The following is a 14893-nucleotide window of genomic DNA, read 5'->3' as shown; positions in this document are numbered from 1 at the left end:
TGGTTTGTTTAGATCAACTGTTCTAAGTCACTCAGCGTCATGAGCACTTCTCTTGGCTTACTGCCTTTCGCACCAGAGATCATCCCCTCACGCTCCATCATGTCAATCAGTCTGGCTGCACGATTGTAGCCAATTCTAAATCTTCGCTGCAAACTTGATGTGCTGGCGCTATTCTGCTCGATGGCAAAACGGCAGGCATCCATAAACAATTCATCTTCGTCTGTAATCGCAGAGCCTTGGAGCATTAGTTCCTCCTGTTCAAAAAGGAACACTGGCTTACGCTGCTTTCTCACATGTGCTACCACTTGATCAATCTCACGGTCTGATACAAAGTTCCCTTGCAGCCTTGTCGGCTTGCCGGAGCCATTTTCTAAGAAGAGCATGTCTCCTTTTCCGAGAAGCTTTTCTGCACCTGCCATGTCAATAATGGTTCTTGAATCAACCTGACTTGAAACAGAAAACGCAATTCTTGTTGGGATATTGGCTTTAATGAGACCTGTAATGACATCCACAGACGGTCTTTGTGTCGCAATCAATAAGTGAATGCCGCATGCTCTTGCTTTTTGTGCAATTCGGCAGATGCTTTCTTCGACTTCATTTGGGGCGACCATCATTAAATCAGCCAGCTCATCGATCACCACGACGAGATAAGGCAGTTTTTCACCCATTTGTTTTTCTTTCACAAGCTCATTGAATCGTTTAATTTCTCTCACGCCAGAGTGTGCAAACAGTTCATAGCGTCTTTCCATTTCATCCACTACCCATTTCAGAGCAGCAGTTGCTGTCTTGGCATCCGTAATGACAGGACTCACAAGATGCGGAATGTGATTATACGGCGCTAATTCAACCATTTTAGGGTCAATTAAGAGCATTTTTACTTCATCTGGTGATGCTTTAAACATTAGGCTCACTAAAATCGTATTAATGCAGACGCTTTTTCCTGAACCAGTTGCTCCGGCAATTAAGCCATGCGGCATTTTTTGCAAATCAACCACGACGGGCTGGCCTGAGATATCTAATCCGAGTGCCGCTGTTAAAGGAGATGGATTGTCTCTAAACACACTGCTTCTGATCATTTCTCTTAAGAACACCATTTTACTGTGCAGGTTTGGCACTTCGATCCCGATCGTGTTCTTTCCTGGAATCGGTGCTTCAATTCGAATATCCTTTGCGGACAAACTAAGTTTAATATCATCTGACAGGTTCGTGATTTTGTTCACTTTGACACCTGGTTCTGGATGTACTTCAAACCTTGTCACAGAAGGTCCCTGTGTGACATGAACCACACTTGCTCTTACGTTGAAATTTTTAAGCGTCGCATTGAGCAGCTCAGCCCGCTCTTTCACCCATGTGCCGTCCTCTTCTTTTTGAGCTGGCGGTACGTCTAAAAGGGCGAGACTTGGAAAAACATACCCTTGTGTATCGGCTGCTTTCTTTTGCCCTTGCACGCGCTGATCGCTTTTTAACATCATGACATTAAACGGAACCGTAGAGGTTTGACCGCTTGCGCGTTGTGGCTGCGGAGATGTCTGTTTTGGTTCTTCTTTCTTGACTTCGTGCGTTTGTTCTTGCTGCTCTGTCTGCTCTATGAGCGTTTCTGCCGGTTCAGATGCAGTTTGTTCCTCTGTTACTTGTTCTACTGGCATCACTTGATCTTCTTCAATTTCAGCTTCTTGAACCAGCTGATCTTCCTGCAGGTCATGTTTGACTGGCCCAGCTTCTTCAAATGCTGCCGCTGGCGCTTCTTCTTGTATGTCGTCTAGTGGATCAGCTTCTAGTTCTTCCACCGGTTCTGCTGAAATGTTTTCTGTTAACACCGCTTCTTCTGATGGAATGTCTACTTCCATTTCAATTGCAGGCTGTGAAGGTTCCGGTGTTTCGAAGGTCAACATCTCTATTTCCTCAGTATGATCTTCAAACTGATTGACAGGCTCGCCTTTTATTTCTTCGTCATTGCTTGAGGCAGCCTGTTCCGGCTCAGACTCAACCTGCTGCTTCTGATAGACTTCTGCTTGCTGCTTATGTAAATCAGCTTCATGATGATCTTCTGGCTCATTTTCTTCTGGCTGGATGAACGGCTCGTCAGTTAAACGTTCCATCGTCGATTGAACATGATCTTGATAAGCGAGTTCCTCTTGCAATATATGCGGGGTTACTGCTGGCTCTTTGTCCGTTCTCTCTTCTGCTGACGCTGAAACCATTTCCTTGATACGTTTTTCTTTCTGTATAGACGGGATGTTCATTTGCTGCCTGACATTCCGTTCACGCTCTGCCTCTTCTGATAACAGTGTGACACGCTGCGCCGTTTCTTCTGCTGCTTTCCTTTGAACTGAAGCTGCTTCTTCTTTTGCATCTGCCCTTTTTGGACGCATATCCTGATGATAGCCATAGATCGGTGATGGAATTTGCTCTGGTTTGAAAGGCTTTTTATTCATATCAGGCTGAAGCGTTTGTTTAGGCTGATAGGTTGTCTGCTTTGCCTTTGGCTGGCTTGGTTTCACGCGTCTTCTCTCCTGCTTCACTCCATCACGCTGAGGTTCATCTGGAACGAGAGGAAAGCGAAAGTTGCCTTTTGGATATTCATAATACACTTTCGTATCTTCGATTTTTTTATATTCTTTATGCTGTTCAAAAGCTGGCTGCTTTGGTGCAGCTAGATCTTCTTCAGGTCTTGTAGCTTTTTCTTCTTTCTTTTCTTCTCCTAAAAATACACTAAAAAATTTATCTAACCAACTCATCATTTATCACTCACTTTAACTCCCCTTACGTTTTCTTGGGCGATTTTTAGTATACCATTGCTTTTTCATGCAGAAAAGCGAGAAAAGTGCCGCTTTATGCTGTTCATGCTGTTGTAGATGAAAAAAAGTCACTAAGTACGTACTTAGTGACTTTTGGTATAACACATTCTTCGCTCCTATGTGCCCGTTTATGGGAGGTTAAGCTTTAAAGGGTTCGCCAGCTTGGCGGCTTCCATCTAAAACAAGAATCCCTTTTTCAGCAGGTGCGTCTGGAAGATCTAACTCTTTCGCTGAACAGATCATGCCGCTTGATGGAACGCCTCTTAGCTCAGCATCTTTGATGACCATACCGCTTGGCATCACTGCACCGACCTTCGCAACCACGACATATTGGCCTTGGTCAACGTTTGGTGCACCGCACACGATTTGTAAGGTTTCATCGCCCACATCGACTTGGCAAATGTTTAATTTATCTGCATTCGGATGCTTTTCTTTTTCCTTCACATAGCCGACAACAAATTTTGGTGATAGATCCACAGTCAACGTTTCACTGACACCGTTGCGGTTTAAAATTTCATTGATATCTTGAACAAGGGTTTCAGAAAGCGGGACAGATCCGTTTTCTTCAATTTTCATGTAAGTGGATGCATTGAAGATATTAAAGCCTGTTGTTTCTTTTGTTTCTTGATTGAAGATTCGTACAACATCTCCAAACGTCTCATGACCTACTTCTTCTCTCGTTACATCTTTCAATGAGATAAGGAGTGTGTCGCCTACACCTTCTGCATTATAAAAAACGTTCATTCTTCAAAATTCCCTTCTACTGCTGTTTTGGTCTGCTTTTTGCAAGTATAAAGATCGGTTCGAGCTTACCCTCATCATATAAAAATGACAATGCGGTAATCGGAACCGTGCCGCTGGCGAAGAAGCTCATCGACATCTGTCCTAAAATATCATAGCCTGAATCATTGCGAACATCTGCAATGATGAATACATCTTGATGGGGAACAGAAATCGCCATCTGCCCTTCTATTTTTTGCGCGTATTCTTGTAATAACGATTCATTTAAAAGTCTGCTGGCGTCATACCCGTCATTTGCACGGAAGAAATAAAACCGGTTGCCTGCCACTTCATCCATTTTCACTACAGTTTCAAGCGAACGGACGTTGAAGCTTGCGGTTTCTCTGATTCGCTCTTTTGTCCAGTTTTCCTTTTGAAGCATCTTTTCATCAATTAATCGGTAGGTGCTTCCAAGATCAAGTGCATAGTAGATTCTCGTTTCTGCTGTATGCTCATCAAACACGAGCGGAATCCCATCACTTGATGCCTCAGGAAAGGAAGTAGAACGAATCACCGGATAGATCTGCTTTTCTTTTCCTGAGATGTGCTGCGCTTCGCCTTTCATGGCACTAAGCGCTTCTTTCACATAATAAACAATCTCATCGATTGTTTCATCAGGCTTTACTTCCCACTTTGCAATAATTGGCGGGAGCTCTAGTGTGATGCCTTTGCCTGTTTGTTTATCTTCAATACGAAGCGTATCTTTTTCCCGGTCAAACTCGTGTGACCAGCTGTTGTTCGTCAGACGGCTTTTGAGTTCATTCGCAAGCTGTCTTGATGTCATTTTTGCCATCGTTTTAGACTCTCCTTTCGTTATTTAGAAAGAGAATCTGTTAAAAATGCTTCAATCTCTTCCTTTGTCTTACGATCTTTGCTGACAAAGCGGTTAATCTCTTGTCCGTTTTTAAAGACTAAAAAGCTTGGAATACCATAAATTTCCCACTCTGCACAAGTGTCAATGAACTTGTCTCTATCGACATAGAAGTACTCAAATTCTGGGTAGTTTGCTTCAAGCTCTGGCAAGAATGGCTCAATAAATGTGCAGTCCGGGCACCAGTCAGCCGAAAATAGCAATACGGTTAAGTCTTCTTGAATCACTTTTTGTAATTCTTCGTTTGATTCAATTTTTTTCATGTTTCATTCCTCCAGTTTGTATGGTTAAATCTCCGAATTGTATATAGCCTTTCTTTCTCATCCATTCTGATACTACCAAACTAATCACTGCCGGGCCAACGATATGCAAGAGAGCGATCGCCAGAAATACAGATGGATGAAACCCCATGACTGTCAGCGTCATGAGCTGTCCAACAAGGCCGCTCGTTCCCATTCCCGCTCCTGCCGCATTATTGACCATCCCAAAGCCAATAATACCAATTGGCGCGAGAATCAGACCAGCAATCGTCGGCGGAATCAGGATGAGGGGGTTTTTCACAATATTCGAAAGCTGCAATTTTGACGTTCCAATGCCGACAGCCGCAAGACCGCCAAAGCGATTTTCTCTAAAGCCTGCAGCGGCAAAGCCGACCATTTGAGCACAGCAGCCAATCGTTGCAGCACCAGCAGCTGTTCCGCTTAAGTCAAGCATGAGCGCAAGTGCAGCACTTGAGATCGGAGAACTGAGAGCAAGTCCAACAATGGTCGCTACCAGCATGCCCATGATCAGCGGGCTTTGGTCTGTCCCCCACATGATGAGCCTGCCAAGCCCTGTCATCATGGCTTCAATCCCAGGTCCGATCAAAGCAGCGGTGAAAAAGCCAGTGATAATGGTGACAAGCGGCGTTAAAATAATATCAATTCTTGTCTCTCCACTGACCAGTTTGCCGAGTTCCACACCAATTAATGCTGAGGCAAAGCTTCCCGCAGGTCCCCCAAGCTCTGCTCCTGCAGCGCCTGAGACAACACTTGCAAAAATGATCAAAGGAGATGCATGTAAACGGTACGCAACCGCTACGCCGATCGCCGGTCCCATGAGCCCCATGGCGAGGGTTCCCATTTTAATGATGAGTGGAAGTGATAACAGACCGCCTGCTGTTTTTAAAATCAGACCTACCACTAATGTAGCAAATAGACCTAAAGCCATATAAGAAAGTGCATCAATGAAATACACCTTTGGCGAAAGGGAGATCCCCTTTCTTTTTAAATAAGTCATCAACGTCGTCTTCCTGCTTTCTCATAGGAAAGACGAAGAGGCCTGTCCTTCCCATTATATGTAGTATTCTTACGATGAAAAATAGTCTCTACCATGAATATCATAATCATATTTTTTTTGCTTTATCAAGCACTTCTTGTGTAACATGAAAAGAAACAGGACAAACCTTTACTAAGTTTGTACAAAAGGAGGAGATCGTTATGCAATTAACTGTCTATTTAGCTGGAGAAATTCATAGCCAGTGGCGTGATGAAATCAAGGAGAAAAGCCAATCTTTGAAGCTGCCAGTGACATTTGTCGGTCCAATGGAAAATCATGACCGCTCAGATAACATCGGTGAGGATATTTTAGGTGAGCAGCCGGATGCCATTTTCAAAGATGATGCTGCTTCTGATTTGAACAATTTTCGTACTGAAATTTTATTAAACAAAGCTGATGTCGTCATTGCGCGCTTTGGTGAGAAATATAAACAGTGGAACACAGCCATGGATGCATCTGCTGCGATTGCAAAAGGTAAACCTCTTATTTTAATCCGTCCAAAAGAGCTGCACCATCCGTTAAAGGAACTATCAAACAAAGCGAATATCACTGTGGAAACCGTGAACCAAGCGATCAAGGCGTTATCTTATGTGTTTGAACAGCAATAATGAAGAAGGCTGCTCTCATTGAAGAGGCAGCCTTTTTCTATCACATTTATACCTGTTGATAAATAGAGTCCACTGTGCTTTGATCACAATTTTTGACAAGGCGGACAATTAACTCTTTTGCCGCTGCGTAATCATCCACATGCAAAACAGAATGACTTGTATGAATGTAGCGTGCGCAAACTCCGATCACAGCAGAAGGTACACCTTGGTTTGAAATATGAACACGTCCAGCGTCCGTACCACCCGGTGATACGAAATATTGATATGGAATGTTGTTTGTCTCAGCAGTATCAAGCACAAAGTCTCGCATTCCGCGGTGCATGATCATTGTCCGATCAAAAATACGCAGAAGTGCACCTTTTCCAAGCTGGCCGAACTGTGTTTTGTCACCTGTCACATCGTTTGCAGGACTCGCATCTAAAGCGAAGAAAAGATCTGGCTGAATCATATTCGCAGCTGCCTCAGCTCCTCTAAGTCCTACTTCCTCTTGAACAGTTGCTCCTGAATACAGCTGACATGAAAGTGATTCGTCTTTTAATTCTTTTAATAATTCAATCGCAAGGCCGCAGCCATACCGGTTATCCCATGCCTTCGCTAAAATCTTTTTTGGATTCGCCATTGGGGTAAAAACCGTTGCAGGAACGATTTGCTGTCCTGGGCGAACGCCAAGCTCTTTTGCCTCTTCTTCACTGTCTGCACCAATATCGATGAGCATATCTGACGGCTTCACAGGTTTGCTTTTTTGTTCTGGTGTGAGAAGGTGAGGAGGTGTACTAGAGACGACACCAGGAATTGGCCCGTGATCGGTATGGACGTCCACACGCTGCGCCAGCATGACTTGACTCCACCAGCCGCCAAGTGTTTGAAAACGAATCATACCGTTTTTCGTAATCGATGAGACCATGAATCCGACTTCATCCATATGACCCGCTACCATAATTTTCGGTGCGTTTTCCGGCCCCTTGCGTACGCCAAACACTCCGCCAAGACGGTCTTGAATGAGTTCATCAGAATATTTCTCAAGTTCCTTTTTCATAAAAGCACGCACATGGTGCTCATTTCCTGGAGTTCCCTGTAATTCTGTTAAATTTCGGAAAAGTGACAATGTTTCTTCGTTCATTCTACAGTTTACCTCGTTTCTATGTAATGACCATATATATTCCTATAAAAATGACACTCACTTTATACTATAAGAATTCTTTCGGTTTTCCAAGTATCTCTCCAGAAATTTTGAATATGCTTTCAAGTATTCGGATTCCTTAACATCAATGGACAAGTTTTGTATAATGGAAAAAACAGCAATACGGAGGTGCAGCACGTTGAAGTTAAAACATGTTCTGATTGGGGCGAGTATTGGCGTAGCCGCTGCAATTGTTGCAAAGAAAGTATTTTTCCCTACGTATATCTCGTCTGAAAAAGCATTAAAAATTGTGAAATCTGCTTTTAAACAGCGCGGCCCGATTGATGGCTCTTGGATTTATACTGTACCAGAACCGTATACCGTAAATGGCGAAACGATTGATGTATACAAATCTGGCATTACCCGCTCTGCCTTTGGCGAGCTTGAACAGTATGAAGTGATGATTGATGCCAAAACAGGCATGATCGTTGATGTGATTGATTCTGTTGCTTGATCAAGAAAGCTTCGCAAAGACGTGTCCTTGCGAAGCTTTTTTTATATGGCTTTGATTTTTTTGTACACAGGATGCCACATAGCGTCCTGCACAGCCTGAATGAGATCATCAGGCGTTTCTTCTGCTATTCCTTCATCAATTGCCGCCTGTGCCACACGGACGGCAACTGTCGCTGAAACGGTTCGAAGCTGATCAACACTTGGCAGCATCGCTGCACCCGGCTTCCCAACATTGACCATGCTTGCAATGGCTTCAGCACTCGCAACAAACATACTGTCTGTCATCAGCCTTGCTTTTGACACAATTGTGCCTAGACCAAGACCTGGGAAGACAAGGGCATTATTCGCTTGTCCAATTTCATATGTGACGCCGTCATATTCGACAGGATCAAATGGGCTTCCCGTTGTCACAAGAGCGCGCCCTTCAGTCCACTTAATCAGATCTTCCGGCTTTGCTTCTGAAAGAGGTGTCGGATTCGACATCGGTAAAATTGCAGGGCGCTCCACGTGTGACGCCATTTCTTTCACAATTTCTTCTGTAAATGCTCCTCCGACAGTCGAGGTGCCAATTAAAATCGTTGGTTTCGCCTGTTTGACGACCTCTAATAGATCAATCGAATGCTTTGGACCATTACGCGCATAATCTTTTACTTCGTCAGAACGCCTTGCATACGGTTTTTGAAATGGCTGAATGTCGGGTGAATCATCTGTGAGCAGCCCCGTTTTATCAATACACCAGAAATGATCGTAGGACTCCTCTTCTTTGACTCCATCTCTGACAATGGCATCACGGATTTGCTCAGCTATGCCAATACCTGCCGTACCCGCTCCAAAAATGACGATCCGGTGATCTTTCAGCGGAACCTTCGAAGCTTTTGCACATGCCAGAACTGCAGCAAGTGAAACGGCACCAGTCCCTTGAATGTCATCGTTAAATGTACAAATACGGTCTTTATATTTTTCCAATATTGCACGGGCATTCTTTGTACCAAAGTCTTCCCAGTGAAGGAGTGCATTTGGGAAAGTAGCACGGGCAAGCTCGACATATTGATCAATGAACTGATCATAGCGCTCTCCTCGAACGCGGGAATGCTGATTTCCAACATAAAGCGGATCATTCAAGAGACTTTCCTGGTTCGTTCCGGCATCAAGCACTACTGCCAGCACGCGGCTGGGATCAATGCCTGCTGCAGCTGTATAAACAGCAAGTTTCCCAACTGAAATGGCAATTCCGCCAACGCCCCAGTCTCCAATGCCTAAAATGCCTTCTGCATCAGTTGCAACGATCAAGTCAATTGATTCATCGACACCATAAGAAGCAAAAATCTCTTCCATGCCTTCCAGATCATCAATCGATAAATAAAGCCCTCTCGGCTTTCGATACTCATGGCTATAACGCTGAATAGCCGTTCCTACAGTCGGCGTGTAGACAATCGGAAGCATTTCCGCCAAGTGCTCATTAAGTAATTTGTAAAAAAGCACTTCGTTTCTATCATGGAGTGATGTTAAATACACATTTTTCCCTAGCTCATCCGGCTGTGCCTTAAACTGCTCATATGCACGCTTTGCTTGATCCTCTAAGGTTAAGACCTTAGGCGGAAGAAATCCCTTTAAACCGAGCTCCTCCCGCTCTTCCTTTGTAAATGCAACCCCTTTGTTTAAATAAGGGACTGACATGACTTCCATCCCTCTTAATGGTGTTTCGATCACATCACCTTGTACACGATAAAATTGGTTCACCTGCACTCTTCCTTTCACAAGTTCATTTTGTCGTTATTTTGTGTGAAAGGCGAAAAAAACATACAGATGATCTTTTATCTTCCTGTTTCTCTTTTGATTTCGTGTGTAATCTGCCCATCTACGTCCCATTTTACAGCACGATAAATGGCATCATGATAAAACAAGTACCATGCATTTTTTTCTTCAGCATACGCCTGCCACTTTTGCTTGGCTGGAATCGAAGTCATTGGGTAATCATCATATGCCAGAACCCAGAGTGGATTTTTATGAGCGTGTGTTGGCATGATATCAGCTAAATGAATCGCTGTTTCGCCCTCACTTGTGAGCGTTAAAATACTATGACCATTGCTGTGGCCGCCTGTATGATGCAGCTCGATTCCTTCTGTCACTTCGATGCTTTCTTCAAATGTGACGACTTGATCTGCCACAGGCTCCCAGTTTTCTTTCCAATATGTATTTCTTGAGCGAATGTTTGGTGCTCTCATTTCATCCCATTCGATTTTCGATGTGATGATTTTTGCCTGCTGAAAAACAGAAATGAGCTTATCGCCTTCACGTTTTGTTAATCCGCTGGCATGATCGAAGTGCAGATGTGTCATTAAAACGTAATCAATATCTGATGGGCGCAGGCCAAGGGCTGCTAGAGATTCTTCCAATTTGGTTTCCTCTGTCACGCCGTAATTGCGTTTTTGTTTATCCGTCAGCTTCCCTGATCCGATGCCGGAATCCACTAACAGATGAAGACCGTTCCACCGAATGAGAATTGGATCACAACGTAATTCAATTTGATTGCGGTCATTTACCGGGTATTTTTTCGACCATAATGGCTTTGGCACGACACCGAACATCGCACCGCCGTCCATGTGCGTATCTCCCCCGTTTAACCAAAACAGTTCCATTTCACCTATTTTCATTGTCTCCATTGCTGTCATCCCTCCTTTTTCTATCGTAGCAAATACAGCCAAAAATCGCATGCACCAATTTTTCATAAAAAAAGCTGACTGCAATTTTTCTTTGCAGCCAGCTTGATGTCACTTGTTATTCTGGGAATTTGACTTCTGATCGATAGATGGGTTGTCCCATAGACGAGAATTTCTCTTCATATTCAGTCATCACGTTTCCTTCTAAGCCGTCCTCATGTAAATCTAGGCTGACATACGTTAAAAGAAGGCCATAGGCAGAAAAACTTTTTAAGGAATATTCAAATAACCCGCGGTTATCTGTTTTGAAATGTAATTCACCGCCTGGACGAAGAATATGTTCATATCGCTCTAAAAAGGTTTTAAACGTCAATCTGCGCTTTTCGTGTCTTGCTTTTGGCCACGGATCAGAGAAATTCAAATACACCCGGTCAATCTCATTTTCCGCAAACACATCTGTCAGCGTCTCAGCATTGATATTCAAAAGCTTTACATTTTCAACATCTGTCTCTTTGATTTTATCTACTGCCGTCACAATGACACTTTTAAATAATTCAATGCCAATATAGTTGATATCAGGATGAAGCTTGCCCATTCCAGCAATAAAGCTCCCTTTCCCTGTCCCAACTTCGATATGGATTGGATGATCATTTCCAAACAGCTCATGCCATTTCCCTTTATATTGCTCGGGACTTGCTAAAGCAATATGAGCATTCTCAGCTAAGTAATCATCAGCCCATGGTTTATGTCGCATTCTCAATTTGATACACCTCTATTTTCTTTACATTTTATCAAGATACCATGAAACATAAAGACCCGCAAGACAGCATCTTCTATGTCCATATAAAAAGACCAGCCCTTCACTTGAGCTGGTCTGCCGCATGTATAAATTGGGCGCTGAATGCACAGTTTAACCTCATAAATGACACGCAGGAAAGGAGCATTCATATGGGTTTAAACCGTCAACATCAGCTTCAATTAATCAAAGATATTTTAACCGATCACCAGCTGGATTGCTGCGGGACTGTTGCAGAATATGAACAGGTGGGACGCGTGATTCAATTAATGCTGGCAAAAGAAGATCTGGATGCTGACATTCGTCAGCTGTTAACAGATATTTATGATTACAGCCAAAAGGGCACGTCTGTCAGTTCAATTGATGCACATATCGAGGAGCATCAATCACATCTGTCCGAGTGGGTCGAAAACATTCCACTGTCTTAATGGATGTTTAACCGTTTTAAAAGTGCATTTAGCTCCGCTTGCACTTCTTTTTGCGCCTTTTCATTTCCTTTTCTTTTATGCCAAACGACAAACGATACGGTTTCAGCGAGCACGTACCACGCCATGCGCTTTCGCAAATTGTCCGTCAGCGGGGCGCCGTACATAGAGAGCCAGCTTTCCCAGTTCTCTTCCTCAACATAATGGTATAAAAGCGGCCCAAGATCAATCGCTGGGTCTGCAATCATCGCCCCATCCCAATCGATCAAATAGAGCTGGTTTTCATCTGTCAGTAGCCAATTATTATGATTGAGATCACAATGACAGACGACCTTGTCCTCAAAATGGACAGCCTCCACATGCTTCTCTAAGTACTGGATGGCACGCGTGATGTCTTGTGAATCAATTTGCTCGTTTAATATGGACTGTTTCAGATGCATCAGAATGGATTCTGGGTCTAGAGAGTGCTTCTCTAATCGTTTCAGCATATCGAGCAATTCTTTTGATGTATGAATTTTTCTTAGCTGCTCTGCTACAGGACGATCATTCATGTCCTTTGGCTTCAGCTCTCTGCCGCTCAGCCAATGCTGTGCAGTAATCACATCTCCATTTTCCATACGTTTTGTCCAGACAAGCTTCGGCACAATGCCTTCAGCTGACAAAACCGCAAGAAACGGTGACGTATTGCGTTTTAAAAATAGCTTTTGGTCATTGTGTGTTGCGAAGTACGCATCTCCCGTAGCGCCTCCAGCAGGAGAGATGTGCCATTCGCTACCTAATATTTGTCCCAACCAGTTCATATCAATTTTCAACCCATCATTTCTTAAAATATTTTAAATCTTGCTTTTTTAGTCGACAAAATTCAGCCGATTGAGGATCAATTGGCTGTTTCTTTTTTTATTTATATGATCATAAAAACAAAAAGGACAGCTATTGAGAATGAGATGCTAAACAATAGCCGTCCTATAGATTTTATCGTTACCTTCTTATACTCGTCAAGCAAAACTAAAAAATCAGGACAAGAACCTTACGAAATGAGAGGCTTTTTTCATGGTTCTTTGACTGCGGATATACCGCAAGTTATTTAAGCACGTAATTTTAAGGATCGTTCACTTGCCTTCACAAAGACAGGCGTTGCGCCGATCACTTCTCCATCTGCGTGAAATAAGATTTTTTCATCTGCTTCTAAGTACGCTTCCACATGCTGAAACAGGGTAACCCCCTTCATCCCAAGGTGCTTTCGAAACACCATTGCACTTAGAAACAAAAGGACTTTGAATGGATTCAAATCTGTGACAACCATCGTTTGAAAACCTGGCTGCCTCGCACTTACTTCCGGCGCTGCTTCCAGCCCTCCCCCGTAATACGGGTGATTGCATACGATCACAAACCACACTTGGCGAAAGACTTTCTTCTCATTTTCAATAAATAGCGCAAGATCAAACGGCTTAAATGACCATAAAGAATGGAGAAATGACAGAGGGTAGATGATAAAGCCAAGCCCCAGCCGTTTCAGCCACTTTTTCCCTCTAAAATGCACCGTTTTCCTCAGCACATGTGCGTCAAACCCCACACCGATATGATTGAGAAAGAGAACTGATTGCGGACTTTCAGCATGATCTTGAAAGGAGCCGAGAGAAAATGTTTTGGTGAGCATTCTCTTTTGCTTTTTCACTTCTTTTAAGACATCGTGACGATGGATACCTAGACCCTTCGCAGCATCATTCCAATGACCAGCAGGGACAAAACTAAGCTGTACATGATCGATTTCCTTTAAGCCATTCAGTACTTCATGAATAGTGCCGTCACCGCCAATGACAATTAAGCGCTTCAGCCTGTCATCCTGCATGGCGCTGATTTGTCTTGCCAAAACTTCTGCATGGCCTTCATGCTGGGTGAGAAACGATCGATAAGAAACCTCCACCTTTTGTAATTCTTTCTCTATGCTCCTCCATGTGCGGAGTCCTTTTCCATGTCCTGCTTCTGGATTAACGATAAAGTACCATTCATTCATATATTAGCTCCACTCAGGTGTCATTTTTCGTGACCTTCCGTCATTTCTTTAATCGAGCCATTCCTGCCTTCTTTTGCTGTCTGATTCACCATAAGCAAGCAATGCCTTTGTCGCCTTAAATTGCTGATGCTTTGTCGGCGCCGTATTTTTCCGCTGCTTTTCAAACCACTCTTCTGCCTTCTTCTTATCGACAACCTCCATCCCGTATGGAACTTCAGGTAAATCAATATAAGAGGTTCGGCTGATGAGGATTTTTTTCACAGGAAGGTCTACACCACTTTGCTGTAAGATCTTTGATACGACGGTGCCAGAGCGCAGAAGGCTTGCGCAAGGATTCAAGACGGACTGTACAGCTTTCCCAGTCGCCCGTTTTTCCCAAAAACGTTCCTTCGTTCCGATATAGACGCTGTCTGGCTCGGCCTCTAAGAAGGATAAACAGATCACTTCGAGCGGCGTTATGAGTACCGGACATAATTCCATCTCAGCTTTTTGAATAAGCAGCACCGGTTTGTACATCACAAAATAAGAATCCGGAAGCTGTCTTGCAAGCATCCGCAGCTTTTCATCATATCGAATATGATGGGAAACGGTTGAAATATGTGAAATCGTCGAACTCGCCCATTTTAATTGCACTTCAAAGAGATGATCCTTAAAAAAGTGAATCAGCTTCGTTTCATCGGTAGGGACGTTTCTGAAAACCCCTTGCTCTATATCTGTCGGCTCGTTAAAAAGACGCAGGTCCCGTTCCTTTTTCATATCGGCTTCTTTTTGCTTTCTCTTTAAGGAGAATTTCTTTCTCTTTTCTTCCTCTTGTTCAGGCGCTTGTTGAGGAATTTGGTCAGCCGGTTGCTGCGCCTCCTCTTTTGAAGCCTTCTTTAATTCGTCCCATCTTTGTTTTTTCAACCGATTGAATTGATTGATGTAGTGATACGGGTCCTGTTCATATCGTGATATATAATCTTGGATTTTGATAATTTGCGCCATCTGCTGT

The 14893-nt window shown here is 43.5% G+C and carries 15 protein-coding genes; 3 read left to right on the top strand and 12 right to left on the bottom strand.

Going from position 1 to position 14893, the window contains the following annotated elements:
• Positions 1-8 precede the first annotated feature (8 nt).
• The 5 genes from NSS92_RS00645 to NSS92_RS00625 all read right to left on the bottom strand — a co-directional run bounded on the left by NSS92_RS00645 (position 9) and on the right by NSS92_RS00625 (position 5727).
• Complete coding sequence (locus NSS92_RS00645) at positions 9-2741, bottom strand: DNA translocase FtsK (RefSeq protein ID WP_340866735.1); 2733 nt, start codon at positions 2739-2741, stop codon at positions 9-11.
• 195 nt (positions 2742-2936) lie between these two features.
• A complete protein-coding gene (gene ytpR / locus NSS92_RS00640) occupies positions 2937-3542 on the bottom strand; it encodes a YtpR family tRNA-binding protein (protein WP_267588106.1) in 606 nt (201 codons plus the stop codon).
• A gap of 16 nt (positions 3543-3558) precedes the next feature.
• Entirely contained in the window at positions 3559-4371 is an 813-nt protein-coding gene (locus NSS92_RS00635) for a DUF1444 domain-containing protein (protein ID WP_340866734.1), read from the bottom strand.
• Between the two features lie 20 nt (positions 4372-4391).
• Entirely contained in the window at positions 4392-4712 is a 321-nt protein-coding gene (locus NSS92_RS00630) for a thioredoxin family protein (protein ID WP_024424860.1), read from the bottom strand.
• A complete protein-coding gene (locus NSS92_RS00625) occupies positions 4699-5727 on the bottom strand; it encodes a PTS transporter subunit IIC (RefSeq protein WP_267588104.1) in 1029 nt (342 codons plus the stop codon). The genes NSS92_RS00630 and NSS92_RS00625 overlap by 14 nt, the downstream gene beginning before the upstream one ends.
• A gap of 200 nt (positions 5728-5927) precedes the next feature.
• Here NSS92_RS00625 and NSS92_RS00620 point away from each other — a divergent pair, with 200 nt between their 5' ends.
• The gene (locus NSS92_RS00620; RefSeq protein WP_065214510.1) at positions 5928-6374 is read left to right on the top strand and encodes a YtoQ family protein; all 447 of its coding nucleotides are present in this window, start codon (positions 5928-5930) and stop codon (positions 6372-6374) included.
• Positions 6375-6420: 46 nt separating this feature from the next.
• On the opposite strand, the gene NSS92_RS00615 is transcribed toward NSS92_RS00620, so the two are convergent.
• Positions 6421-7494 carry a M42 family metallopeptidase gene (locus NSS92_RS00615; RefSeq protein WP_267588103.1) on the bottom strand — a complete coding sequence of 358 codons (1074 nt, stop codon included), beginning with the start codon at positions 7492-7494 and terminating at the stop codon, positions 6421-6423.
• A gap of 199 nt (positions 7495-7693) precedes the next feature.
• On the opposite strand from NSS92_RS00615, the gene NSS92_RS00610 reads away from it, so the two are divergent.
• Positions 7694-8008, top strand: coding sequence for a PepSY domain-containing protein (locus tag NSS92_RS00610; RefSeq protein WP_003217759.1), 315 nt, complete (start codon positions 7694-7696; stop codon positions 8006-8008).
• A 41-nt stretch (positions 8009-8049) separates the two neighbouring features.
• Here NSS92_RS00610 and NSS92_RS00605 read toward each other — a convergent pair whose 3' ends face one another.
• The 3 genes from NSS92_RS00605 to trmB all read right to left on the bottom strand — a co-directional run bounded on the left by NSS92_RS00605 (position 8050) and on the right by trmB (position 11427).
• On the bottom strand, positions 8050-9747 hold the full coding sequence (locus tag NSS92_RS00605; protein ID WP_267588102.1) for an NAD-dependent malic enzyme: 1698 nt from the start codon (positions 9745-9747) through the stop codon (positions 8050-8052).
• A gap of 74 nt (positions 9748-9821) precedes the next feature.
• A complete protein-coding gene (locus NSS92_RS00600; RefSeq protein ID WP_340866733.1) occupies positions 9822-10670 on the bottom strand; it encodes a YtnP family quorum-quenching lactonase in 849 nt (282 codons plus the stop codon).
• A 115-nt stretch (positions 10671-10785) separates the two neighbouring features.
• The gene (trmB, locus tag NSS92_RS00595) at positions 10786-11427 is read right to left on the bottom strand and encodes a tRNA (guanosine(46)-N7)-methyltransferase TrmB (RefSeq protein ID WP_024424866.1); all 642 of its coding nucleotides are present in this window, start codon (positions 11425-11427) and stop codon (positions 10786-10788) included.
• 188 nt (positions 11428-11615) lie between these two features.
• On the opposite strand from trmB, the gene NSS92_RS00590 reads away from it, so the two are divergent.
• The gene (locus tag NSS92_RS00590; protein ID WP_024424867.1) at positions 11616-11891 is read left to right on the top strand and encodes a YtzH-like family protein; all 276 of its coding nucleotides are present in this window, start codon (positions 11616-11618) and stop codon (positions 11889-11891) included.
• Here NSS92_RS00590 and NSS92_RS00585 read toward each other — a convergent pair.
• The 3 genes from NSS92_RS00585 to NSS92_RS00575 all read right to left on the bottom strand — a co-directional run bounded on the left by NSS92_RS00585 (position 11888) and on the right by NSS92_RS00575 (position 14886).
• Positions 11888-12688, bottom strand: a complete 801-nt coding sequence (locus tag NSS92_RS00585) for a phosphotransferase family protein (RefSeq protein WP_076840453.1) — start codon at positions 12686-12688, stop codon at positions 11888-11890. The genes NSS92_RS00590 and NSS92_RS00585 overlap by 4 nt on opposite strands.
• Before the next feature lie 284 nt (positions 12689-12972).
• Entirely contained in the window at positions 12973-13902 is a 930-nt protein-coding gene (locus tag NSS92_RS00580; RefSeq protein WP_267588100.1) for a YegS/Rv2252/BmrU family lipid kinase, read from the bottom strand.
• 48 nt (positions 13903-13950) lie between these two features.
• On the bottom strand, positions 13951-14886 hold the full coding sequence (locus NSS92_RS00575) for a hypothetical protein (RefSeq protein WP_267588099.1): 936 nt from the start codon (positions 14884-14886) through the stop codon (positions 13951-13953).
• Positions 14887-14893 lie beyond the last annotated feature (7 nt).

The sequence above is a fragment of the Bacillus sp. FSL M8-0166 genome (assembly GCF_038008825.1).
GTDB lineage: Bacteria > Bacillota > Bacilli > Bacillales > Bacillaceae > Bacillus > Bacillus safensis.
The sequence above is the reverse complement of the archived record's forward strand: the minus strand, read 5'-3'. Positions and strand labels throughout refer to the sequence as shown.